General features: G+C 47.0%; 16 protein-coding genes, 3 tRNA genes, 2 rRNA genes, 1 other RNA gene and 1 other annotated feature. Of the genes, 16 read left to right on the top strand and 6 right to left on the bottom strand.

The features are described from left to right. Positions 1 to 12 precede the first annotated feature (12 nt). The 4 genes from MHB63_08900 (at position 13) to rrf (ending at position 3432) form a co-directional block, all read left to right on the top strand. Positions 13 to 89, top strand: a tRNA-Ile gene (locus tag MHB63_08900). 12 nt (positions 90 to 101) lie between these two features. Further along, positions 102 to 177, top strand: a tRNA-Ala gene (locus tag MHB63_08895). Between the two features lie 119 nt (positions 178 to 296). After that, positions 297 to 3227, top strand: a 23S ribosomal RNA gene (locus tag MHB63_08890). An 89-nt stretch (positions 3228 to 3316) separates the two neighbouring features. Further along, positions 3317 to 3432, top strand: a 5S ribosomal RNA gene (rrf, locus tag MHB63_08885). A gap of 872 nt (positions 3433 to 4304) precedes the next feature. Here rrf and MHB63_08880 read toward each other — a convergent pair. Continuing rightward, positions 4305 to 5267 carry a YaaC family protein gene (locus tag MHB63_08880; protein ID MEK3806644.1) on the bottom strand — a complete coding sequence of 321 codons (963 nt, stop codon included), beginning with the start codon at positions 5265 to 5267 and terminating at the stop codon, positions 4305 to 4307. Positions 5268 to 5381: 114 nt separating this feature from the next. Here MHB63_08880 and guaB point away from each other — a divergent pair, with 114 nt between their 5' ends. From guaB to MHB63_08850, 6 genes are all read left to right on the top strand, one after another. After that, positions 5382 to 6848: an IMP dehydrogenase gene (guaB, locus tag MHB63_08875; GenBank protein ID MEK3806643.1), complete on the top strand. Its 1467-nt coding sequence runs from the start codon at positions 5382 to 5384 to the stop codon at positions 6846 to 6848. Between the two features lie 180 nt (positions 6849 to 7028). Continuing rightward, a complete protein-coding gene (locus MHB63_08870; GenBank protein MEK3806642.1) occupies positions 7029 to 8375 on the top strand; it encodes a serine hydrolase in 1347 nt (448 codons plus the stop codon). Between the two features lie 189 nt (positions 8376 to 8564). Continuing rightward, entirely contained in the window at positions 8565 to 9449 is an 885-nt protein-coding gene (pdxS, locus tag MHB63_08865; GenBank protein MEK3806641.1) for a pyridoxal 5'-phosphate synthase lyase subunit PdxS, read from the top strand. Between the two features lie 21 nt (positions 9450 to 9470). Continuing rightward, complete coding sequence (pdxT, locus tag MHB63_08860; GenBank protein ID MEK3806640.1) at positions 9471 to 10061, top strand: pyridoxal 5'-phosphate synthase glutaminase subunit PdxT; 591 nt, start codon at positions 9471 to 9473, stop codon at positions 10059 to 10061. A gap of 52 nt (positions 10062 to 10113) precedes the next feature. Beyond that, positions 10114 to 10334: a binding site (T-box leader), on the top strand. 50 nt (positions 10335 to 10384) lie between these two features. Further along, positions 10385 to 11662 (top strand): serine--tRNA ligase, encoded by a 1278-nt coding sequence (serS, locus tag MHB63_08855; protein ID MEK3806639.1) that lies wholly within the window; start codon positions 10385 to 10387, stop codon positions 11660 to 11662. Positions 11663 to 11781: 119 nt separating this feature from the next. Beyond that, a tRNA-Ser gene (locus MHB63_08850) sits at positions 11782 to 11874 on the top strand. 125 nt (positions 11875 to 11999) lie between these two features. Here MHB63_08850 and MHB63_08845 read toward each other — a convergent pair. From MHB63_08845 to MHB63_08835, 3 genes are all read right to left on the bottom strand, one after another. Next, positions 12000 to 13019 carry a hypothetical protein gene (locus MHB63_08845; protein ID MEK3806638.1) on the bottom strand — a complete coding sequence of 340 codons (1020 nt, stop codon included), beginning with the start codon at positions 13017 to 13019 and terminating at the stop codon, positions 12000 to 12002. A 141-nt stretch (positions 13020 to 13160) separates the two neighbouring features. Beyond that, entirely contained in the window at positions 13161 to 13829 is a 669-nt protein-coding gene (locus MHB63_08840; GenBank protein MEK3806637.1) for a deoxynucleoside kinase, read from the bottom strand. Then, positions 13826 to 14467 carry a deoxynucleoside kinase gene (locus MHB63_08835; protein MEK3806636.1) on the bottom strand — a complete coding sequence of 214 codons (642 nt, stop codon included), beginning with the start codon at positions 14465 to 14467 and terminating at the stop codon, positions 13826 to 13828. The genes MHB63_08840 and MHB63_08835 overlap by 4 nt, the downstream gene beginning before the upstream one ends. A 256-nt stretch (positions 14468 to 14723) precedes the next feature. On the opposite strand from MHB63_08835, the gene hppD reads away from it, so the two are divergent. The 4 genes from hppD to MHB63_08815 are packed head-to-tail and all read left to right on the top strand — an operon-like array spanning position 14724 to position 18535. Further along, positions 14724 to 15839 carry a 4-hydroxyphenylpyruvate dioxygenase gene (gene hppD / locus MHB63_08830; GenBank protein ID MEK3806635.1) on the top strand — a complete coding sequence of 372 codons (1116 nt, stop codon included), beginning with the start codon at positions 14724 to 14726 and terminating at the stop codon, positions 15837 to 15839. Between the two features lie 18 nt (positions 15840 to 15857). Further along, complete coding sequence (locus tag MHB63_08825; protein ID MEK3806634.1) at positions 15858 to 16466, top strand: flavin reductase family protein; 609 nt, start codon at positions 15858 to 15860, stop codon at positions 16464 to 16466. A gap of 4 nt (positions 16467 to 16470) precedes the next feature. Next, complete coding sequence (locus MHB63_08820; protein MEK3806633.1) at positions 16471 to 17382, top strand: fumarylacetoacetate hydrolase family protein; 912 nt, start codon at positions 16471 to 16473, stop codon at positions 17380 to 17382. Positions 17383 to 17386: 4 nt separating this feature from the next. Beyond that, complete coding sequence (locus MHB63_08815) at positions 17387 to 18535, top strand: homogentisate 1,2-dioxygenase (protein MEK3806632.1); 1149 nt, start codon at positions 17387 to 17389, stop codon at positions 18533 to 18535. 36 nt (positions 18536 to 18571) lie between these two features. Here MHB63_08815 and MHB63_08810 read toward each other — a convergent pair whose 3' ends face one another. Both MHB63_08810 and MHB63_08805 read right to left on the bottom strand, forming a co-directional pair. Next, entirely contained in the window at positions 18572 to 19858 is a 1287-nt protein-coding gene (locus tag MHB63_08810; GenBank protein MEK3806631.1) for a glycoside hydrolase family 18 protein, read from the bottom strand. A gap of 68 nt (positions 19859 to 19926) precedes the next feature. Beyond that, positions 19927 to 20472 carry an isochorismatase family cysteine hydrolase gene (locus MHB63_08805; GenBank protein ID MEK3806630.1) on the bottom strand — a complete coding sequence of 182 codons (546 nt, stop codon included), beginning with the start codon at positions 20470 to 20472 and terminating at the stop codon, positions 19927 to 19929. A gap of 64 nt (positions 20473 to 20536) precedes the next feature. Here MHB63_08805 and tadA point away from each other — a divergent pair, with 64 nt between their 5' ends. Together tadA and ffs are read left to right on the top strand one after the other, a co-directional pair. Then, positions 20537 to 21028, top strand: a complete 492-nt coding sequence (gene tadA, locus MHB63_08800; protein MEK3806629.1) for a tRNA adenosine(34) deaminase TadA — start codon at positions 20537 to 20539, stop codon at positions 21026 to 21028. Between the two features lie 85 nt (positions 21029 to 21113). After that, positions 21114 to 21379, top strand: an RNA gene (gene ffs, locus MHB63_08795) — signal recognition particle sRNA large type. Positions 21380 to 21454: the final 75 nt, after the last annotated feature.

The following is a 21454-nucleotide window of genomic DNA, read 5'->3' as shown; positions in this document are numbered from 1 at the left end:
CTTATATGAGATGGGCCTATAGCTCAGCTGGTTAGAGCGCACGCCTGATAAGCGTGAGGTCGATGGTTCGAGTCCATTTAGGCCCACCATCTCTTTAATACGGGGCCTTAGCTCAGCTGGGAGAGCGCCTGCCTTGCACGCAGGAGGTCAGCGGTTCGATCCCGCTAGGCTCCACCAAGAAAGTTGTTCTTTGAAAACTGGATAACGTAATTGATAACAAGTAATTCACTGAGATTTACGCTTACCATAGTGATTTTCTTAGACTTTACAGTCTAAACAAACGATTGACCAATTTTGGTTAAGTTATGAAGGGCGCACGGTGGATGCCTTGGCACTAGGAGCCGATGAAGGACGGGACTAACACCGATATGCTTTGGGGAGCTGTAAGTAAGCTTTGATCCAGAGATTTCCGAATGGGGAAACCCACTGTTCGTAATGGAACAGTATCTTTACCTGAATACATAGGGTACTGAAGGCAGACCCGGGGAACTGAAACATCTAAGTACCCGGAGGAAGAGAAAGCAAATGCGATTTCCCAAGTAGCGGCGAGCGAAACGGAATCAGCCCAAACCAAGAGGCTTGCCTCTTGGGGTTGTAGGACACTCTATACGGAGTTACAAAGGAACGGGGTAGATGAAGCGGCCTGGAAAGGCCTGTCATAGAAGGTAAAAACCCTGTAGTCGAAACTTCGTTCCCTCCAGAGTGGATCCTGAGTACGGCGGGACACGTGAAATCCCGTCGGAATCCGGGAGGACCATCTCCCAAGGCTAAATACTACCTAGTGACCGATAGTGAACCAGTACCGTGAGGGAAAGGTGAAAAGCACCCCGGAAGGGGAGTGAAAAGATCCTGAAACCGTGTGCTTACAAGTAGTCAGAGCCCGTTAACGGGTGATGGCGTGCCTTTTGTAGAATGAACCGGCGAGTTACGATCCCGTGCAAGGTTAAGTTGATGAGACGGAGCCGCAGCGAAAGCGAGTCTGAATAGGGCGAATTAGTACGTGGTCGTAGACCCGAAACCAGGTGATCTACCCATGTCCAGGGTGAAGTTCAGGTAACACTGAATGGAGGCCCGAACCCACGCACGTTGAAAAGTGCGGGGATGAGGTGTGGGTAGCGGAGAAATTCCAATCGAACTTGGAGATAGCTGGTTCTCTCCGAAATAGCTTTAGGGCTAGCCTCGAGTATGAGAGTCTTGGAGGTAGAGCACTGATTGGACTAGGGGCCCTCATCGGGTTACCGAATTCAGTCAAACTCCGAATGCCAAAGACTTGCTCCTCGGGAGTCAGACTGCGAGTGATAAGATCCGTAGTCAAGAGGGAAACAGCCCAGACCGCCAGCTAAGGTCCCAAAGTATACGTTAAGTGGAAAAGGATGTGGAGTTGCTTAGACAACCAGGATGTTGGCTTAGAAGCAGCCACCATTTAAAGAGTGCGTAATAGCTCACTGGTCGAGTGACTCTGCGCCGAAAATGTACCGGGGCTAAACGTATCACCGAAGCTGCGGACTGTTCTTACGAACAGTGGTAGGAGAGCGTTCTAAGGGCGTCGAAGCCAGACCGGAAGGACTGGTGGAGCGCTTAGAAGTGAGAATGCCGGTATGAGTAGCGAAAGAGGGGTGAGAATCCCCTCCACCGAATGCCTAAGGTTTCCTGAGGAAGGCTCGTCCGCTCAGGGTTAGTCGGGACCTAAGCCGAGGCCGAAAGGCGTAGGCGATGGACAACAGGTTGATATTCCTGTACCACCTCCTCACCATTTGAGCAATGGGGGGACGCAGGAGGATAGGGCAAGCGCGCTGTTGGATATGCGCGTCCAAGCAGTTAGGCCGGGAAGTAGGCAAATCCGCTTCCCATATAAGGCTGAGCTGTGATGGCGAGGGAAATTTAGTACCGAAGTTCCTGATTCCACACTGCCAAGAAAAGCCTCTAGCGAGGTGAGAGGTGCCCGTACCGCAAACCGACACAGGTAGGCGAGGAGAGAATCCTAAGGTGAGCGAGAGAACTCTCGTTAAGGAACTCGGCAAAATGACCCCGTAACTTCGGGAGAAGGGGTGCTTTTTAGGGTGAATAGCCCTGAAAAGCCGCAGTGAATAGGCCCAGGCGACTGTTTAGCAAAAACACAGGTCTCTGCGAAGCCGCAAGGCGAAGTATAGGGGCTGACGCCTGCCCGGTGCTGGAAGGTTAAGGGGAGAGGTTAGCGCAAGCGAAGCTTTGAACCGAAGCCCCAGTAAACGGCGGCCGTAACTATAACGGTCCTAAGGTAGCGAAATTCCTTGTCGGGTAAGTTCCGACCCGCACGAAAGGCGTAACGATCTGGGCACTGTCTCAACGAGAGACTCGGTGAAATTATAGTACCTGTGAAGATGCAGGTTACCCGCGACAGGACGGAAAGACCCCGTGGAGCTTTACTGCAGCCTGATATTGAATTTTGGTACAGCTTGTACAGGATAGGTAGGAGCCTTGGAAGCCGGAGCGCCAGCTTCGGTGGAGGCATTGGTGGGATACTACCCTTGCTGTATTGAAATTCTAACCCGCAGCCCTTACCGGGCTGGGAGACAGTGTCAGGCGGGCAGTTTGACTGGGGCGGTCGCCTCCTAAAATGTAACGGAGGCGCCCAAAGGTTCCCTCAGAATGGTTGGAAATCATTCGCAGAGTGTAAAGGCACAAGGGAGCTTGACTGCGAGACCTACAAGTCGAGCAGGGACGAAAGTCGGGCTTAGTGATCCGGTGGTTCCGCATGGAAGGGCCATCGCTCAACGGATAAAAGCTACCCCGGGGATAACAGGCTTATCTCCCCCAAGAGTCCACATCGACGGGGAGGTTTGGCACCTCGATGTCGGCTCATCGCATCCTGGGGCTGTAGTCGGTCCCAAGGGTTGGGCTGTTCGCCCATTAAAGCGGTACGCGAGCTGGGTTCAGAACGTCGTGAGACAGTTCGGTCCCTATCCGTCGTGGGCGCAGGAAATTTGAGAGGAGCTGTCCTTAGTACGAGAGGACCGGGATGGACGCACCGCTGGTGTACCAGTTGTCTTGCCAAAGGCATCGCTGGGTAGCTATGTGCGGAAGGGATAAGTGCTGAAAGCATCTAAGCATGAAGCCCCCCTCAAGATGAGATTTCCCATCACATTTGTGAGTAAGAACCCTGAAAGATGATCAGGTTGATAGGTCTGAGGTGGAAGCGCGGTGACGTGTGGAGCTGACAGATACTAATCGTTCGAGGACTTAACCACAGTCTAACTAAGCGTAAATTGCACGTGAATCTTGTTATCAAACGTTACTCAGTTTTGAAAGAATAACTCTTTCAACAAAATGCATATTGTCTGGTGATGATGGCAAAGAGGTCACACCCGTTCCCATGCCGAACACGGAAGTTAAGCTCTTTAGCGCCGATGGTAGTTGGGGGTTTCCCCCTGTGAGAGTAGGACGTTGCCAGGCACGCAAAAAAAAGGACAGCAGAGATGCTGTTCTTTTTTTCGTTTTCATAAAAAGAGAATCCTTAAACCCGGGAGGGTTTGGGAAGGGTGAGCAGGAATGCTGTTCGACTTCTATCCGGAGGGTTGGGAGGAGCGAGCAGGTCGAGGAAGCGAGGGAGAGAAGACCGGAGCGTACGAATGTACGTGAGGATCTGAACGAGTGAAGCTGACGAAGAGATGCGAAGCTCATCGCAGGCCGGATGCCGAAGCACGGAAGTTAAGCTCTCAGCGCCGATGGTAGTTGGGGGTTTCCCCCTGTGAGAGTAGGACGTTGCCAGGCACGCAGAAAAGAGGACAGCAGAGATGCTGTTCTTTTTTGTTGTTCGGAAAAGAATAGGATGTAGGTAAATTTAACCTGGGCAAGGGTATTTGCGCCAGAAATAATGAGTGAAATTAATCAATCAACTGAATCGTACCCTGTAAAACTGTAAAACGATATTAGAGGGTAAGCAAACACCCGAATCGTACCCTGTAAAACCGTAAATCGATATTAGAGGATAAGCAAAGTCTCGAATCGTACCCTGTAAAACCGTAAATCGATATCCGAGGGTAAGCAACCGCCCGAATCTTACCCTGAAAAACCGTAAAACGATATTAGAGGGTAAGCAAAGTCTCGAATCGTACCCTGTAAAACCGTAAATCGATATTAGAGGGTAAGCAAAGTCTCGAATCGTACCCTGTAAAACCGTAAATCGATATCCGAGGGTAAGCAACCGCCCGAATCGTACCCTGCAAAACCGTAAAACGATATCAGAGTATATGCAAAGCCTGCAATCGTACCCTCCAAACTGTAAAACGATATCTGAGGGTAACCAAGCAGCTTGGAACATACCCCTACATACTCTGCTCCCGCATCTGATTCAAAAAGGTCAGTGCCATCCGTGGGATTTTATCCTTTGTGGCTTCAAGGAAACGGACGATGAAGACATAGTCATCCTGGGAATGGCTGAGCATCAGTTCGTACCACCACTCTGTTTCATATCTTGAGATCATGCTTAGATTGTACAGCAGGAGATAGTGCGCAAGAAACTCAGGCAGACCGGCCAGATCATTCAGCGATGCCGGCAGACTGTACGTGCACGTCTGCTGGTTATATAAGAAGGGCGGGCTGCTGAAAGCGTTAAAAGACCCCGGCAGAAGCAATGAGATAACCTCATCTGTCTCACCGGCTTTATCAAGCTGAAAGTGATGCTGCAAGTAGTCAGTCATCCTCTCCGGTGTCATGTGAAAGGAAACTGCCGCATCTTTCGGAAGATGAATGTGTTGATTGTCCACCTGAATTTCGATATTTACGTCTTTTTGTTTATGCATTTTAAACAGATCACCGAGCTCTGGCACTCTTTTCAAAAGCTCGTGCATGGAGTACTTGTCATTCTCCACGTGCTGAAGGCTGTAAAGGTGGGAGGCAGCATGGGCAAACAGGCCGTTCCTTTGTATTTTCACTTCGTCCTGCAGAAAACGGTAGTGCTGTTTTTTGCGTTTGCGAGAAGATACTCCGTGTGCAAGGACAGAGGATGCAGCAGGGTATTCCGGATCTTTTGTCAGGATGCAGGCCTTTATGAGCTGGGCCATTCCGTAGAAAAGCAGCATGGGCTTTACGGGCAGTGACGCGTTTTCAGCTGAGAGATAAAAGTTTTCTGCATGCTTCAGATGATACACAAACGGGTAGCTGTTTTGATAAGAGAGTTCTGCCGGCAGTGACTGGCTGGATTTTTGATAACATTTTTCCAGGAATTTTTGGACCGTTTCTGTTGTTTGGTAGGATTTAAGCTGATTCCACGCGTTTGCTGCAGTCACTTTGCAGACCTCCTTATTGTCGAAATTTTTAAACTCTTTTACCTGTTCTTGACAGTGGGTAGGCAAGTTGTTAATCTACTAATAATATTTTGCCGTAAAGAGGGGGATTTCATGATGTGGGAAAGTAAATTTGTTAAAGAAGGTTTGACGTTTGACGATGTATTGCTTGTTCCGGCTAAATCTGAAGTACTGCCAAGGGATGTAGATTTAAGTGTCAGCTTAACACCGACTCTTAAGCTTAATATTCCGGTTATCAGTGCAGGCATGGATACGGTGACGGAAGCTCAGCTTGCGATTTCGATGGCAAGGCAGGGCGGCATGGGTATCATCCACAAAAATATGTCCATTGAGCAGCAGGCAGAACAGGTTGACAAGGTAAAGCGTTCTGAACGGGGTGTTATTACAAACCCATTCTTTTTAACTCCTGACCACCAGGTATATGATGCGGAGCATTTGATGGGAAAATACCGCATTTCAGGTGTTCCTGTCGTCAACAATGAAGATGAGCAAAAGCTTGTCGGCATCATTACAAACCGGGATATGCGTTTTATTCAGGATTTCTCCATCAAGATCTCAGAGGTTATGACAAAAGATAACCTTGTAACGGCAGCTGTCGGAACAACGTTAAAGGATGCAGAGAGCATTCTTCAAAAACACAAAATCGAAAAACTTCCTCTTGTTGATGATGAAGGTGTTTTAAAAGGATTAATCACGATTAAAGATATTGAAAAAGTCATCGAGTTCCCAAACTCTGCAAAAGATGAACATGGCCGCCTTCTTGTAGGTGCAGCCGTAGGTGTTACGTCAGATACGATGACCCGCGTTAGAAAACTTGTGGAAGCCAATGTTGATGCGATTGTAGTTGATACGGCACATGGTCATTCAAAAGGCGTTCTCGACATGGTCAAGACAATCAGAAGCGAATTCCCTGAACTGAACATAATCGCAGGAAACGTGGCGACTGCAGAAGCGACAAGAGCTCTTGCTGAAGCCGGAGCGAATGTTGTAAAAGTCGGAATCGGACCTGGATCAATCTGTACAACACGTGTTGTTGCAGGCGTAGGTGTTCCTCAGATCACGGCTGTATACGACTGTGCGACAGAAGCAAGAAACCTCGGCATTACTATTATCGCAGACGGCGGCATTAAATATTCAGGCGACATCGTAAAAGCACTTGCTTCAGGCGGACATGCTGTTATGCTCGGAAGCCTTCTTGCAGGAACATCTGAAAGCCCGGGCGAAACAGAGATCTACCAAGGCAGACGCTTTAAAGTCTACCGCGGCATGGGGTCTGTCGGCGCCATGGAAAAAGGAAGCAAGGACCGCTACTTCCAGGAAGACAACAAGAAGTTTGTTCCGGAAGGCATTGAGGGCAGAACGCCTTATAAAGGACCTCTTTCAGATACGATTTATCAGCTTGTCGGGGGCATCCGCTCAGGCATGGGCTACTGCGGAACAGCCAATCTTGAAGAGCTTCGCGAAAACACCCAGTTTGTCCGCATGACCGGCGCAGGTCTCCGCGAAAGCCACCCGCATGATGTTCAGATTACAAAAGAATCACCTAACTACTCGTTATCATAAGATTTTTAGGCCGTTTGACCTGAAATGTAATACAATGTTCAATCTTTAGGACAGAGTCTCAGACTCTGTCTATTTTTTTTAATCATAGTGTGATAAAATCGACTTTGTTGTTTGTAAATAAGGTCAATTATTGAATAAAAAAATAGATAAAAAACGGTGGAGGTTATGAAGTTGAGCAACATGAAAGTAAAATGCCTGCTGTCTGTTTTTCTTGCGGCTGTTCTGGCAGTGACTGCAGTATTGCCGGGTACAGGAGCAAAAGCGGCAGAGAACGATCCAGTTGGAGTAAATGCAAAAGGAGCCATTTTAGTAGAGGCATCTACAGGAAAGATCCTGTACGGCAAAAATGCCGATGAGCTTCTGCCGATCGCAAGTATGGCAAAAATCATGACAGAATACCTTGTTCTTGAAGCTGTAAACGAAGGAAAAATCAAGTGGGATCAAACCTATACACCGAGTGACTATGTTTACAGCATCTCCCAAAACCGCAGCCTCTCAAATGTTCCATTGCGAAAAGACGGTACATACAATGTAAAAGAACTCTTTGAAGCAATGAGCATTTACTCTGCAAACGGTGCAGCGATCGGTCTTGCTGAAATTGTAGCAGGATCTGAATCGAATTTTGTTAAATTGATGAATGAAAAAGCGAAAGATCTTGGTCTTAAAAACTATGAATTTGTAAACTCAACTGGTCTTGATAATGGAGACCTGATTGGACAGCATCCTGAAGGAACGAGTGCAGATGCTGAAAACAAAATGTCAGCACGCGACATGGCTCTTCTTTCACAAAAACTCATTAATGACTATCCGGAAGTGCTTGAAACAGCAAGCATTCCAAGAAAAACCTTCAGAGAAGGAACAGATGATGCGATTAAAATGGATAACTGGAACTGGATGCTTGAAGGCCTTCTTTTTGAAACAGAAGGCGTTGACGGCCTGAAAACGGGTTCCACGAAATCTGCAGGTTCATCTTTCACTGCTACAGCTGAACGAAATGACATGCGTGTCATTACGGTTGTTTTAAATGCACAGGGCAGCGACGGACTTCACACTCCGCGCTTTAAAGAAACAAAAAAGATGATTGATTATGCGTACAATAACTTCAAGATGGAAGAAGTATATCCTGAAAACTATCAAATCAAAGACAAATCAAACCTTTCTGTTGTGAAAGGAAAAGAAAAAGAAGTGGCTGTTGCAACAAATGAGCCGTTGTCTCTAGTTGTTAAAAACGGCGAAAAAAATGCGTACAAGCCAAGCTACGTTTTTGATGAGAAGAAAGTTAATGCTGAAAATGAAGTCCAGGCGCCGGTGAAAAAAGGCGAAAAGATCGGCTCTATGACCGTTCAATACAGCGGTGAAGGCCAGGATTTTGGTTTCCTTGAAGAAAAAAGCGAAGCAAGCGTTGACCTTGTCACAAAGAGCAGCGTTGAGAAAGCGAACTGGTTTGTCCTTTCCATGAGAGGAATCGGAGGATTCTTTGCAGGATTATGGGGCACAGTGACAGATACCGTAACTGGCTGGTTTTAAAGGAAAGAGATTTGCTCAAATCGGGCAAATCTCTTTTTTTACAATAATTTCTTTTAAAGGAAATATGACAGCCGTTTGTTTGAAATGTTACTATTATTCCGTTAATTTTGATAGGATTTTTTGATAACTTAGTTTAGAATAAGCTATATGTGCTAGATCAATTTTTATCTATTACGAGGGGGATATAGAATGAACAATACAGGTACTGACCGCGTAAAGCGCGGCATGGCAGAAATGCAAAAAGGCGGCGTCATCATGGATGTTGTGAACGCTGAACAGGCTAAAATTGCAGAGGAAGCAGGCGCAGTTGCCGTTATGGCGCTTGAGCGCGTTCCTGCGGACATCCGCGCAGCAGGCGGAGTTGCCCGCATGGCAGATCCGACAATTGTTGAAGCGGTTATGGGAGCAGTATCCATTCCTGTTATGGCAAAAGCGCGCATCGGACATATTGTAGAAGCACGCGTATTAGAAGCTATGGGTGTTGATTATATCGATGAGAGTGAAGTATTGACTCCTGCTGATGAAGAATATCACTTGAACAAGCGCGACTTCACTGTACCGTTTGTCTGCGGATGCCGTGATTTAGGCGAAGCGACAAGACGTATTGCAGAAGGAGCTTCTATGCTCCGCACAAAAGGCGAGCCGGGAACAGGCAACATTGTTGAGGCTGTCCGCCACATGCGCAAAGTAAATGGACAAGTACGCAGAATCGCAAGCATGAGCACAGACGAGCTGATGACAGAAGCGAAGCTGTTAGGTGCGCCTTATGAGCTTCTTCTTCAAATTAAACATGAAGGACGCCTTCCGGTAGTTAACTTTGCAGCAGGCGGAGTGGCAACACCTGCAGATGCTGCTCTAATGATGCAGCTTGGTGCTGACGGAGTATTTGTCGGATCTGGTATCTTCAAGTCAGAAAATCCTGCTAAATTTGCACGTGCGATTGTTGAAGCAACAACTCATTTTGAAGATTATGAGTTGATTGCAAGCCTTTCTAAAGGTCTTGGAACGGCAATGAAAGGCATCGAGATCTCAACACTGCTTCCTGAAAACAGAATGCAGGAGCGCGGCTGGTAATCACAAAGGAGTAGAAGAGTCATGCTTAAAATTGGTGTACTTGGCCTTCAGGGTGCCGTCAGAGAGCACATCCGCTCCATTGAGGAAAGCGGAGCTGAAGGGATCGTTGTCAAACGGACTGAGCAGCTTGATGAGCTTGACGGTCTGATTATTCCGGGCGGTGAAAGCACGACGATGCGACGCCTGATTGATAAATACGGATTCATGGGTCCTTTAAAAACGTTTGCTGCACAAGGTAAACCGATGTTTGGAACGTGTGCAGGCCTTATTCTTCTTGCGAAAAACATTGTCGGATATGAAGAAGGCCATCTTGGTGTCATGGATGTAACCGTTGAACGGAATTCCTTCGGGCGTCAGCGTGACAGTTTTGAAGCGGAGCTTAACATCACGGATGTAGCGGAAGACTTTACCGGCGTTTTCATCAGAGCCCCTCATATTGTGGAGGTTGGAGAAGACGTTGAGATCCTTTCTAAACACGATGGACGCATTGTCGCTGCAAGACAGGGCCAGTTCCTTGGCTGCTCCTTCCATCCGGAATTAACGGATGATCACAGGATGACAGGTCTTTTTGTCCGCATGGCGGAACAGGCAAAAGAAAAATTAAGCGTATAAAACCCTTGCAACCGTACCAAACTTGTAGTAAATTATGAATTACTTAAATAAGCACAACGTGATGACAGGAACCAGTAGCAAGTGTTTCTTTCCAAAGAGAGCCGGTGGCAGGTGCGAACCGGTGTGAGAGCCTTGTGAATCCATCCTTGAATGATGTATTGAAATCTTCGGAGACTAGATATGTCCGGAACAGGCCGTTATCCTGCTAAGAGGAAGGCGCAGGATTCTGCCTTCAATTAGGGTGGCAACGCGGATACAACTTCCGTCCCTTTACCAGGGACGGGAGTTTTTTATTTGCAAAAAAAGATAAAGGAGTGTTTAGGATGCTGGATATTAAATACTTGCGGGCTAATTTTGAAGAGGTAAAAGAAAAGCTCTCTCATCGAGGAGAAGATTTAGGCGATTTTTCCAAATTTGAAGAGCTTGACCAAAAACGCCGTGACCTGATTTCTGAGGTTGAGGTTTATAAAAGCAAACGCAACGAGGTTTCCGGTCAAATTGCCGTCATGAAGCGCGAAAAGCAGGATGCCGATCACCTGATTAAAGAGATGCGTGAAGTTGGCGACAAGGTGAAGGAAATGGATGAAGAGCTTAGACAAGTTGAAGCTGAGCTTGAAAACCTGATGCTGTCTATTCCGAACATTCCCCACGAAAGTGTGCCGGTCGGTGAAACGGAGGATGATAACATTCTTCACCGCGAGTGGGGCGAACTTCCGTCATTTGCATACGAGCCGAAGCCTCACTGGGATGTAGCCGACCATTTGGGAATCCTTGATTTTGAACGTGCAGGAAAAGTAACAGGAAGCCGCTTTGTTTTTTACAAAGGTCTTGGTGCTCGTCTTGAGCGTGCGCTGATCAGCTTCATGCTTGATCTTCATATTGATGAGCACGGCTATACGGAAGTTCTTCCTCCGTACATCGTCAACAGAGCGAGCATGACGGGTACAGGACAGCTTCCGAAGTTTGAGGAAGATGCATTCAAAATTGCAGACGAGGAGTACTTTCTGATCCCGACTGCTGAGGTACCGGTTACGAACATGCACCGCGAAGAAATCATGTCTGCCGATCAGCTGCCGATCAACTATGCAGCGTTCAGCTCTTGCTTCCGTTCTGAAGCAGGTTCTGCGGGAAGAGATACAAGAGGTCTGATCCGCCAGCATCAATTTAACAAAGTAGAGCTTGTGAAATTCGTAAAACCGGAAGACTCTTACGATGAGCTTGAAAAACTGACAGGACACGCTGAAAAGGTTCTGCAGCTTCTTGGACTTCCGTACCGCGTTCTGAGAATGTGCACAGCTGATCTCGGATTTACGGCTGCGAAAAAATACGACATCGAAGTATGGATTCCGAGCCAGGAAACATACCGCGAAATTTCTTCTTGCAGTAACTTTGAAGCATTCCAGGCACGCCGTGCAGGCATCCGCTTCAGACGCGAACCTAAAGGGAAACCTGAATTTGTTCACACGCTGAACGGTTCAGGACTTGCCATCGGACGCACGGTTGCAGCGATTCTTGAAAATTACCAGCAGGAAGACGGGACAGTCATCATCCCTGAAGTTCTGCGTCCATACATGGGTAACAGAGAAGTTCTATCAAGATAATGGTTTGTCATACCGGAGGGCCCAAACAGCCGTTTTGGCCCTCTGATTTTTTTGAAAAAAGTTTTTTAGAAACGTTGACAGGCATATTTTCTATATGATATATTAATTCTTGTCAGTACGGAGGTATACCCAAGTCTGGCTGAAGGGATCGGTCTTGAAAACCGACAGGGGGGTCAAACCCCGCGGGGGTTCGAATCCCTCTACCTCCTCCATTTAAAATATGAATTCCGGTTATTACGCGCATAATAATTGGAGATTGTTGATAAAGCCCGCTGCTTCTGCAGCGGGCTTTTTGTATCTATTCAAGGTTTTGTTCAGAGTTTAGGCGGGTTCGCTATCAAAGAACAGTAAATCCTGTAATGGAACACACACTAAAAGCATAAATCTCCGATGGCACTCCGATAATACTGACTGTTGTAAAGAATGCAAGACAGCCGCACACGTTTAAAACGACCAGGTTATTAAGACCCGTCAGACCGTCAACGAGCAAGCTGACATTCAAACCAAATCTTGAGGCAAATAAAAGGTCTTCTGCTATGTTTTCTGCACAGCACCCGCAGCAGCACGTTCTCTTTTTCCTGTCCAAAGAATTCAGGCATGCCGCCCCCGCGCTCTGCAGGAAGCTGAACTCAGGGCTGCCGGCAGCAGCACTGACTCCTGCTGTTTTACAAATCTGAACGGTCGTATTTGGCCGGGGGGCAAGTTGACCCAGTCCCCGGAATGTAAAAGCTCCGCATTCGTTTACACTTGTGATAATCTGATCTCTAAAGGGATTGACCAGCGATGGGGAACCAGTCAGATAAATATCAATACCGGCAGTATCTTCTGCTGTAGTTTGAAAGACCCTCAGGCTTTCAAGCAGTGCAGCCAGATCTCTTGTGCAGCAGTCGCAGTCATCATTGCATTTTTCCTCTTTTTTACTGCCCGAGTATCCACAGTCTCTCTTTTCTTTGCAATCTTTGCATGTACAGCCCTTCTCGCAGTATTCTTTCAAAGGTTTTTTCTCCTTTTCGCAGCAGCAAGTCACATTTACCGTAACACCGCTGACATCAGTTGTGATGGTCTGGTTGTTAGTCAGAGGAGAATGATTGGTGTGCCCTCCTATTGTTTGTGCTCCCTGAGTCTGATCTCCATGGCGCTGCCGCTGAGTCTGACTTTCAAGCGTTTGCTCCTGATTAGGATTTAAAACAGGATTTTGATTGGCATTTTGCTGCAGGTCCTGTTCAGTTCCTTCAAGAAACGGATTTTGCATAGCTGTCTGAGACTGATCCTGGGTGTGCCCGGTCTGGTCCTTTTCTTGGAATTGATCCATTCTATGCCCGGATTTTACGGATTTATTAAAGTTTACCTTTCCCATGTCTCGCTTCTCCTTTTTAAATACCAGCATTCGTCTATTAAGATATTCACCTGTATCGCACAAGTGCCGGAGTGAGGAGCAGTTGGGTTTTTGCCTGCAATTCGGCAACAAAAAAAGCCTTTCGAAAAAGGCTTAAATCGGTTATTTTTTCAGCAGTCTGGTCTGCTCAATAAAATGGGCAACGCGCTCCACGATCGGCTCGATGGAACCTTCGTCATTCATGATGTCGTAGTCATTGATGTTCAGGCGCAGCACCGGGCACGCATTGAAGTTGTTGATCCAGTCTTCATAGCGGCGGTGCATTTCCTCCCAGTAGGCAACAGGTGTCTGCTGCTCCATCGGGCGTCCGCGCTCTTTGATGCGGGACAGAATGTCGTCAAGGCTGCCTTCGAGGTAAATCAGAAGGTCAGGGTGAGGGAAGTAAGGCGTCATGACCATCGCATCGAAAAGATTCGTGTAGGTTTCATAATCAACTTCTGTCATCGTCCCTTTTTCGTAGTGCATTTTTGCGAAAATGCCTGTGTCTTCATAAATGGAACGGTCCTGAATAAATCCGCCGCCATATTCAAAGATGCGCTTTTGCTCTTTGAAGCGTTCTGCGAGGAAGTAGATCTGCAGGTGGAAGCTCCATCTTTCAAAATCTGCGTAAAACTTATCAAGATACGGATTTGTATCTACTTTTTCAAATGAGGTGCGGAAGTTCAGGGCATTTGCAAGCGCATTTGTCATCGTCGACTTGCCGACGCCGACAGTGCCCGCTATAGTAATCACAGCATTGTTCGGTATGCTGTATTTTTCTCTCAAATTCATTTAGCTTTAGCTCCTTCGTGTAAAGATTCATCCAGACGCTTAAAGATATAGGCCAAATCTTTTTCGTTTTGGACAAAGTCAAGCTCGTCCCCGCTGAACCTCAGTACAGGGATGGACGGGTGTTCCTTTTCCCATTGTGACATGGCCACTTCATAATCCTCGGACAGCTGCTTCAGGTATCCAGGTTCTATCTTTTTCTCGATCTCTCTTCCGCGCTTGTCGATTCTCGCGAGAAGCGTTTCAAGACTTGCATCTAAGTATATGATCAAGTTTGGTTTTGGCATGTCGCTTGTCAAAATGGAATATATGTCGAGGTATTTATCATATTGTTCTTTTTTAAGAGTGCGCTTTGCAAAAATGAGGTTTTTATAGATATGGTAATCTGCCACAACCGGCTGACTCTTTTTCAAAAACAACTGGGCAATATCTTCTAGCTGCTTATATCGGTTACAGAGGAAGAACATTTCTGTCTGGAAGCTCCACTCTTCGATGTTTTCATAAAATTTGCCGAGAAACGGATTTTCATCCACAATTTCTTTCAGCAAATGAAAGTGATAGTGTTCTGCTATCGCCTTTGCAAGTGAAGTTTTCCCTACGCCAATCGGTCCTTCCACAGTAATAAACGGTACGCCATTCATCACGTGTCCTCCTACGCAAAAAAATCTATCAAAACAGACAAATTTCATTGTATCACAGTGTTAATAGGAAAAGAGCGGGCATTTCCCAAAAAAGAAAAGTTTCCAATTATCCTGCCATGGAAAGGAGGGAATTATGCCGGTCCGCATCACTGCAGAAAAGCGTTGTAGCTTTACTTTGAACTCTTGCCTCGTCTGTTTCATTTTCCGTATGATAGATTCGGAATAGTACTAATATTCATAAAATGGAGGGATTTTTATGCGTGAGGAAACAGTTGCAATGGATGCAGTGACAGAGGATTTTTTTCCGGTAAAAGATGTTGATTATTTGGAAATGTATTCAGGAAATGCCAAGCAGTCTGCGCATTATTTCTGTACGGCTTTCGGATTTAAGCTTGTCGCCTACTCCGGTCTTGAAACCGGCAACAGAGAGACAGTCTCCTACGTCCTGCAGCAGCAAAAGGTCCGTCTGATTATTACAGGTTCTTTGAATGATACCTCACGTGTGGCTGAATTTGTTAAAAAACATGGTGACGGAGTAAGGGATATTGCCCTTGTCGTGGATGATGTTGAAAAGGCTTACAAAGGGGCTGTTGAGCGGGGAGCCATTTCGATCACCCCTCCATTTGAATTAAAGGATGACCATGGAATAGTAAAAAAAGCTGTTATCGGCACGTACGGGGACACCATTCATTCTCTTATTGAGAGAAAAGAGTACAAGGGTGTTTTTATGCCGGGGTATGAAAAAGCGGAAATGAGGATTCCTTATACAGAAGCCGGCATTATCGGGGTTGATCATGTCGTTGGAAATGTAGAAAGCATGCAGGAATGGGTTTCCTATTATGAGAAAGTCATGGGCTTTAAGGAAATGAGGCATTTCACGGATTCGGATATCAGTACAGAATATTCTTCTCTTATGTCAAAGGTGATGCACAACGGCGGCCGGATCAAGTTTCCGATTAACGAGCCGGCTGAAGGAAAACGAAAATCTCAAATCCAGGAATACCTTGAGTTCTTCAAAGGACCGGGCGTGCAGCATTTGGCTATTTTAACGGAGGATATTGTTTCAACAGTCGCCATCCTGAAGAAAAATGGTGTTGAGTTCCTGAATACTCCTGATGCTTACTATGAAACGCTGAGCGAGCGGGTAGGGGATATAGACGAAGAAATTGATAAGCTGAAAGAACTGAACATTCTGGTAGACCGCGATGATGAAGGATATCTGCTGCAGATCTTCACAAAGCCGATTGTCGACCGTCCAACGGTTTTCATTGAAGTCATTCAGAGAAAAGGGGCAAAAGGTTTCGGAGACGGAAACTTCAAAGCGCTCTTTGAGTCGATTGAAAGAGAGCAGGAGCGGCGGGGAAATCTGTAAACGCGGAAGGTGATGGACATGGATGTAAAGCCTGACTCGCTCCATTGGAAAGATGCCTATAAGCTCATGATCGGTTCGATTTTGCCGAGGCCGATTGCGTTTGTTTCTACATTAGATGAAAACGGGACGGCCAATCTCGCACCGTTCAGCTTTTTCACGGCGATCTCAGCAGAACCGATGATGGTCTGTTTTTCTCCCATGAGAAGGGGGACAGACGGAACGAAAAAAGATACACTTCTTAACATTGAACAGACGAAAGAGTTTGTCATTAATATCGTCAGCGAAGAGATTGGCGAACAGATGAATCTGTGTGCCGGAGAATTCCCGCGGGATGCGGACGAATTTGAGGAGAGCGGGCTGACGAAAATAAGCAGCGCTGCTGTTTCGCCTCCAAGGGTAAAGGAAAGTCTTGTGCACTTGGAGTGCATTCTTCATGACGTCCTTCACTTTGGAGAGCATGCCGGGGCCGGAAGTCTTGTAATCGGCAAGGTCGTTCACGTCCATGTTGACGATGCCCTTTTCTATGACGGCAAAATTGATACAGGGAAGCTGAATCCGATTGGCCGCCTGGCGGGGAATCAGTATACAAAGCCGATGAGTGACACATTTGAAATTGTCAGAAGGTGATGGGATGAAATTTGTGACCTTTCAAACGGGTGATCAACAACTGAGGGCAGGATGGATACAGGGAGATTTGATCATCGATATGCATGCGGCAAGCGGGGGGTATTTGCCTCGGGATCTTCTCCGTCTGATAGCGGACTATGAACGGTATGCTGATTTCATCAGGAGTCTTAAACCATTTCGTGCCGGGGATGCAGGGGTTTATGAGCTTGAGGAGGAAAGGCTTGCAGCTCCTCTTCCAAGGCCGCTGAGCATCCGTGATTTTTATGCGTTTGAGCAGCACGTGAAAACAGCACGGGGGAAAAGAGGGCTTGACGTTGTGCCTGAATGGTATCAGTTTCCGGTTTTTTATTTTTCAAATCATCTGGCTGTTAAAGGGCCGGGGGATGCCATCGAAGTTCCTCCCGGATGCGGGGCTTTGGATTATGAGCTTGAGATTGCCTGCGTGATTGGAAAAGAAGGCTGTGATATTCCGGCTGAGCGCGCAGGTGAGTATATATTCGGGTACTTTATTATGAACGACTGGAGTGCACGCGATCTTCAGCAGGCAGAGATGAAAGTCGGCCTCGGTCCTGCAAAAGGAAAGGATTTTGCGACCTCGCTCGGTCCTTTTCTTGTAACCGCGGATGAACTCGGACCAAAGCTTGATCTCGAGATGAAAGCAGCTGTTAATGGTAAGCAGCTCTCAAGCGGCAACGTACGGGACTGCTATTATTCGTTTGGCGAAATGATTGAACGAGCATCAGCCGGTGTGACGCTGTATCCGGGAGAGGTCATTGGTTCAGGCACCGTGGGCACAGGCTGCATTCTTGAGCTTGGAGAAGAGGTGCACCGTTATTTGCAGCCTGGGGATGAAGTTGAACTGACAATTGAGGGCCTTGGTTCTCTGAAAAACAAAATCACAGCTAAAAGCAGGTGAGAGGATGTATTACCGGACTCTTGGCACGATCCCGCATAAGAGGCACACAATGTTTAAAAAAGAAGACGGCAGCCTGTACAGGGAACAGGTGATGGGAACGAAAGGCTTTTCAGGGGTGCAGTCGATTCTCTATCATCATTATATGCCGACTGAAGTGGTGAAATCTGAGCTGCTGCAGCCGTGCATGCCGGAATATGAAAAGACAGATTCATTAAAGCACAGGCACTTTTTCACAGATGCTATGACAGAGAAGGGGGATGCCCTGAGTGCCAGGGAGTATCTTCTGGGAAATGACGATCTTTTAATCGGCGTCATCAAAGCAGATAAGCCAATGTCCTCTTTTTACCGCAACGGAGATGGCGACGAGCTGTTTTTTGTCCACGAAGGGAGCGGAAAAGTGGAGACGATGTTCGGTGTGATCACCTATCGTTCAGGAGATTACATCTCGATTCCCATCGGGACGATTTACAGAATTCAGCCTGAGACAGAGACAGCCTTTCTCATCGTTGAATCGTGCAGTCAGATTACGACGCCGAAGCGGTACAGAAACGAGTACGGTCAGCTGCTTGAGCACAGCCCGTTTTGCGAGAGGGATTTTCGCGGTCCTGAGGAACTGCTTACCTTTGATGAGCGGGGAGAGTTTGAAGTACTGACAAAATCCAGAGGGTATATGCACAGGCACATCCTGGGGCATCATCCTTTTGATGTCGTCGGCTGGGACGGCTATTTGTATCCATGGGCGTTTAACATTGAAGATTTCGAGCCGATTACAGGCCGTATCCATCAGCCGCCTCCGGTTCACCAGACGTTTGAAGGGCACAATTTTGTTGTCTGTTCCTTTGTGCCGCGGATGTACGACTACCATCCGGAGAGCATTCCGGCTCCTTATTATCACAGCAATGTGAACAGCGATGAGCTTCTTTACTATGCTGAAGGAAATTTCATGAGCAGAAAAGGAATTAAGCGTGGATCGATCACGCTTCATCCGAGCGGCATTCCCCATGGGCCTCATCCAGGGAAGACGGAAGCAAGCATCGGGAAAAAAGATACCCTGGAGCTTGCTGTCATGATTGATACGTTCCGGCCGCTTAAGGTTGTGAAGAAAGCACAGGAAATTGAAGATAAAGACTATATGTATACATGGATTGAATAGGAAAGCAATCAGAAAAAGCAGCCTGGCGGCTGCTTTTTAACGTTTCACGACCTCGAAATTGTCGGTAATCAAAAGCCAGTTCTGCGGGAAGGAAAGCCCGAGCTTCCAATAGCTCATGCCGCGGAGCTTCAGTTCCTTCATCAGGTCAAATTTCGCCTGGATGGATCGTGCGTCTTCAAACCAGACTTCATGTTCTTTGCCGTCCTCTGCACGGTAATTGAAGTGCGGCGCCTGAGCTTTCATATCATATTGAATCGGGACGTTATACCGGCTTGCGAGACGGATGGCCTGCTGCGGGCTTATGGCTTTTGCAAACTGTCCTCCCGGCTTAAACGGAAGCGTCCAGTCATAGCCATAGAGATTCTGCCCCATCATGACCTTTCCCGCAGGAATTTCTGTAAGCGTATAGTCGAGCACTTCGCGGACAGGGCCGATCGGAGACACTGCCATAGGAGGTCCCCCGCTGTATCCCCATTCATATGTCATGACGACGACAAAATCAACAATTTCCCCATGAGCCTTGTAGTCATGGGCTTCATACCACTTGCCTTTTTGATCTGCACTTGTTTTCGGTGCAAGAGCGGTTGAGATCAGCCATCCTTCTTTCTTGAATCTTGCTTTTGCTTTTTTCAAAAAACGGTTATAGGCTTCTCTGTCTGCCGGACGCAAATATTCCATGTCAAAATGAATATCCCTGAATCCGTATTTCTTTGCTGTCGCAACGATGTTGTTTAAAAGCTTATTCTGGACATCCTGATTGTTGAGAACAATCCGTCCAATCTCATCACTGAAGCCGTCATCATCCAGGTTCGTTACAATCATCATCAGCGTGACTTTGTTTTTCTTTGCGATATTGGCAAAATCATTTAATAGAGGTTCTTTCAGTGTTCCGTCTTTTTGGATGCGGAAGCTGAACGGGCCGAGGTATGTTAAATAAGGAGCTGCTTCTCTGGCGCTTTCCTCTAGGTTCGGGCTGACCTGATTGCCGGACGGCTCTATATAGGCGTTAAACTCTGCTTTTGGTTTAGGGCGTTCGGGAACATAGAGCCTGAATCCGATCTGAAGCTGGGTGTTGAGCTGGATCCCGTTTATTTCTGCAAGCTCTTTTGGGGTAGTGCCGAACTTTTTGCTGATGGACCAGAGGGTATCGCCGGGCTGCACCCAGTAGAAACGCCCCCTGATCGGAATAACAATAGTCTGGCCGACGACAAGCTGGCCGGGATTTGGGATCTCGTTTGTCTGAATGATCTCTTCGGCAGTCGTGCTGTACGCCTGGGCAATGCCGTATAATGTTTGTCCTTCCCGGACAATATGTATCTGCATATTGAATCCCCTCACTCATTCGTCATACTTTCTCTGTTACATTCTATGAGGAAATGAGCGGGAGCATGTTATATTTTTATATGAGGGGAAGCGGATATATCCGCCTGCAGGACATTCTTCATCATCCGCAGGGCATATTCGTTGTCGTGCTTATCATTTGATGCAATGCAGTCTGCGGGGACGGAAAGCCGATAGCCTCGCATATAGGCATCATTGGCTGAAAAAAGCACGCAAATGTTTCCGGCAATGCCTGTTAAAATGAGATGCTTAACTTGAAGGTGATCAAGGAGTACATTTAATGCAGTTCCGTAAAAGGCGGAGTGCATGGGCTTGATTAAAAAATAGTCGGTATCATCCGGATAGAGCTGGTCGATAATCGGTTTGCTCCGTTCATTTGTGCAGGTTTCCGATATTTTTTGAAAATCGGCCTGCCATAATTTATAATGATCATTTATATAGACGACAGGAACATTTTGCTGCTGCAGCTTCTTTTTCAGAGTATAAATGTTTTGCGACACTGTTTTTGCTTCAGCGGCGAGCGTTTCGCCGTGCTTGAAGTCGAAGTTATTTATCATATCAATAATCAGCAGGGCACAGGCTGCTTTTTTATCCAAAGCCATTCACTCCTTTACTAAACCTAGCTTGTGCCAACCTGCCTGAATCTATAAGGAGCACATAATGGATAAAGATCAGATGTACATGGAACTGGCGGTCAAAGAAGCGCTTAAGGCAAAAGCGATTGGAGAGGTGCCGATCGGTGCTGTCATTGTTTTGAACGATGAAGTGATTGGCACAGGATATAACTTGAGAGAAACGGACCAGCGCTCAATTGCCCATGCCGAGATGATTGCCATCGATGAAGCATGCAGACGGACAGGATCATGGAGACTGGAAGATGCGACAATGTACGTTACTCTTGAACCTTGTCCGATGTGTGCAGGTGCGATTGTGCTCTCAAGAGTGAAGCGGGTCGTTTACGGCGCTGCAGATCCGAAGGGCGGCTGTGCCGGAACACTGATGAATCTTCTGGATGAAAGCAGATTTAATCATCAGTCAGAAGTGACCCGGGGTGTACTTGAAGAAGAATGCGGGCGTCTGCTCAGTGATTTTTTCAGAGAACTGCGTGAAAAGAAAAAAGCGCTGAAGGCTTCTTCAAAAAATTTACAGTAGCTGGAGATTGCAATTTTCGGTAAAACCTTATATACTAGGTTATGCGTCGTACTAAACGGCGCACCTAAACTAGGTATCAATTTTGCCGTGCTAAGCGGGGAGGTAGCGGTGCCCTGTACTCGCAATCCGCTCTAGCGAGGCCGAATCCCTTTCCCGAGGTTAGCTGTCTGTAGGGCCTGCCTTAAGTAAGTGGTGTTGACGTCTGGGTCCTGCGCAATGGGAATCCATGAACCATGTCAGGTCCGGAAGGAAGCAGCATTAAGTGGAATCTCTCATGTGCCGCAGGGTTGCCTGGGCCGAGCTAACTGCTTAAGTAACGCTTATGGGCACTAATCGACGGAAGGTGCACGGCAGTTTAACTTATAATAATCAGCTCATCCTGATGAAGGATGGGTTTTTTATTTTTTTCAAAAAGGGGGCAGTCCC

The sequence above is a fragment of the Bacillus sp. FSL H8-0547 genome (assembly GCA_038002745.1).
Classification (GTDB): domain Bacteria; phylum Bacillota; class Bacilli; order Bacillales; family Bacillaceae; genus Bacillus_P.
This window is presented reverse-complemented; position numbering and strand designations above follow the sequence as displayed.

Coding starts and splice junctions, on each gene's coding strand:
- hppD (MEK3806635.1), top strand. CDS start 14,724: ATGCGTGAGGAAACAGTTGCAATGGATGCAGTGACAGAGGATTTTTTT.
- MHB63_08870 (MEK3806642.1), top strand. CDS start 7,029: ATGAAAGTAAAATGCCTGCTGTCTGTTTTTCTTGCGGCTGTTCTGGCA.
- tadA (MEK3806629.1), top strand. CDS start 20,537: ATGGATAAAGATCAGATGTACATGGAACTGGCGGTCAAAGAAGCGCTT.
- pdxT (MEK3806640.1), top strand. CDS start 9,471: ATGCTTAAAATTGGTGTACTTGGCCTTCAGGGTGCCGTCAGAGAGCAC.
- MHB63_08840 (MEK3806637.1), bottom strand. CDS start 13,829: ATGAATTTGAGAGAAAAATACAGCATACCGAACAATGCTGTGATTACT.
- guaB (MEK3806643.1), top strand. CDS start 5,382: ATGTGGGAAAGTAAATTTGTTAAAGAAGGTTTGACGTTTGACGATGTA.
- serS (MEK3806639.1), top strand. CDS start 10,385: ATGCTGGATATTAAATACTTGCGGGCTAATTTTGAAGAGGTAAAAGAA.
- MHB63_08820 (MEK3806633.1), top strand. CDS start 16,471: ATGAAATTTGTGACCTTTCAAACGGGTGATCAACAACTGAGGGCAGGA.
- MHB63_08825 (MEK3806634.1), top strand. CDS start 15,858: ATGGATGTAAAGCCTGACTCGCTCCATTGGAAAGATGCCTATAAGCTC.
- MHB63_08835 (MEK3806636.1), bottom strand. CDS start 14,467: ATGAATGGCGTACCGTTTATTACTGTGGAAGGACCGATTGGCGTAGGG.
- MHB63_08815 (MEK3806632.1), top strand. CDS start 17,387: ATGTATTACCGGACTCTTGGCACGATCCCGCATAAGAGGCACACAATG.
- pdxS (MEK3806641.1), top strand. CDS start 8,565: ATGAACAATACAGGTACTGACCGCGTAAAGCGCGGCATGGCAGAAATG.
- MHB63_08845 (MEK3806638.1), bottom strand. CDS start 13,019: ATGGGAAAGGTAAACTTTAATAAATCCGTAAAATCCGGGCATAGAATG.
- MHB63_08810 (MEK3806631.1), bottom strand. CDS start 19,858: ATGCAGATACATATTGTCCGGGAAGGACAAACATTATACGGCATTGCC.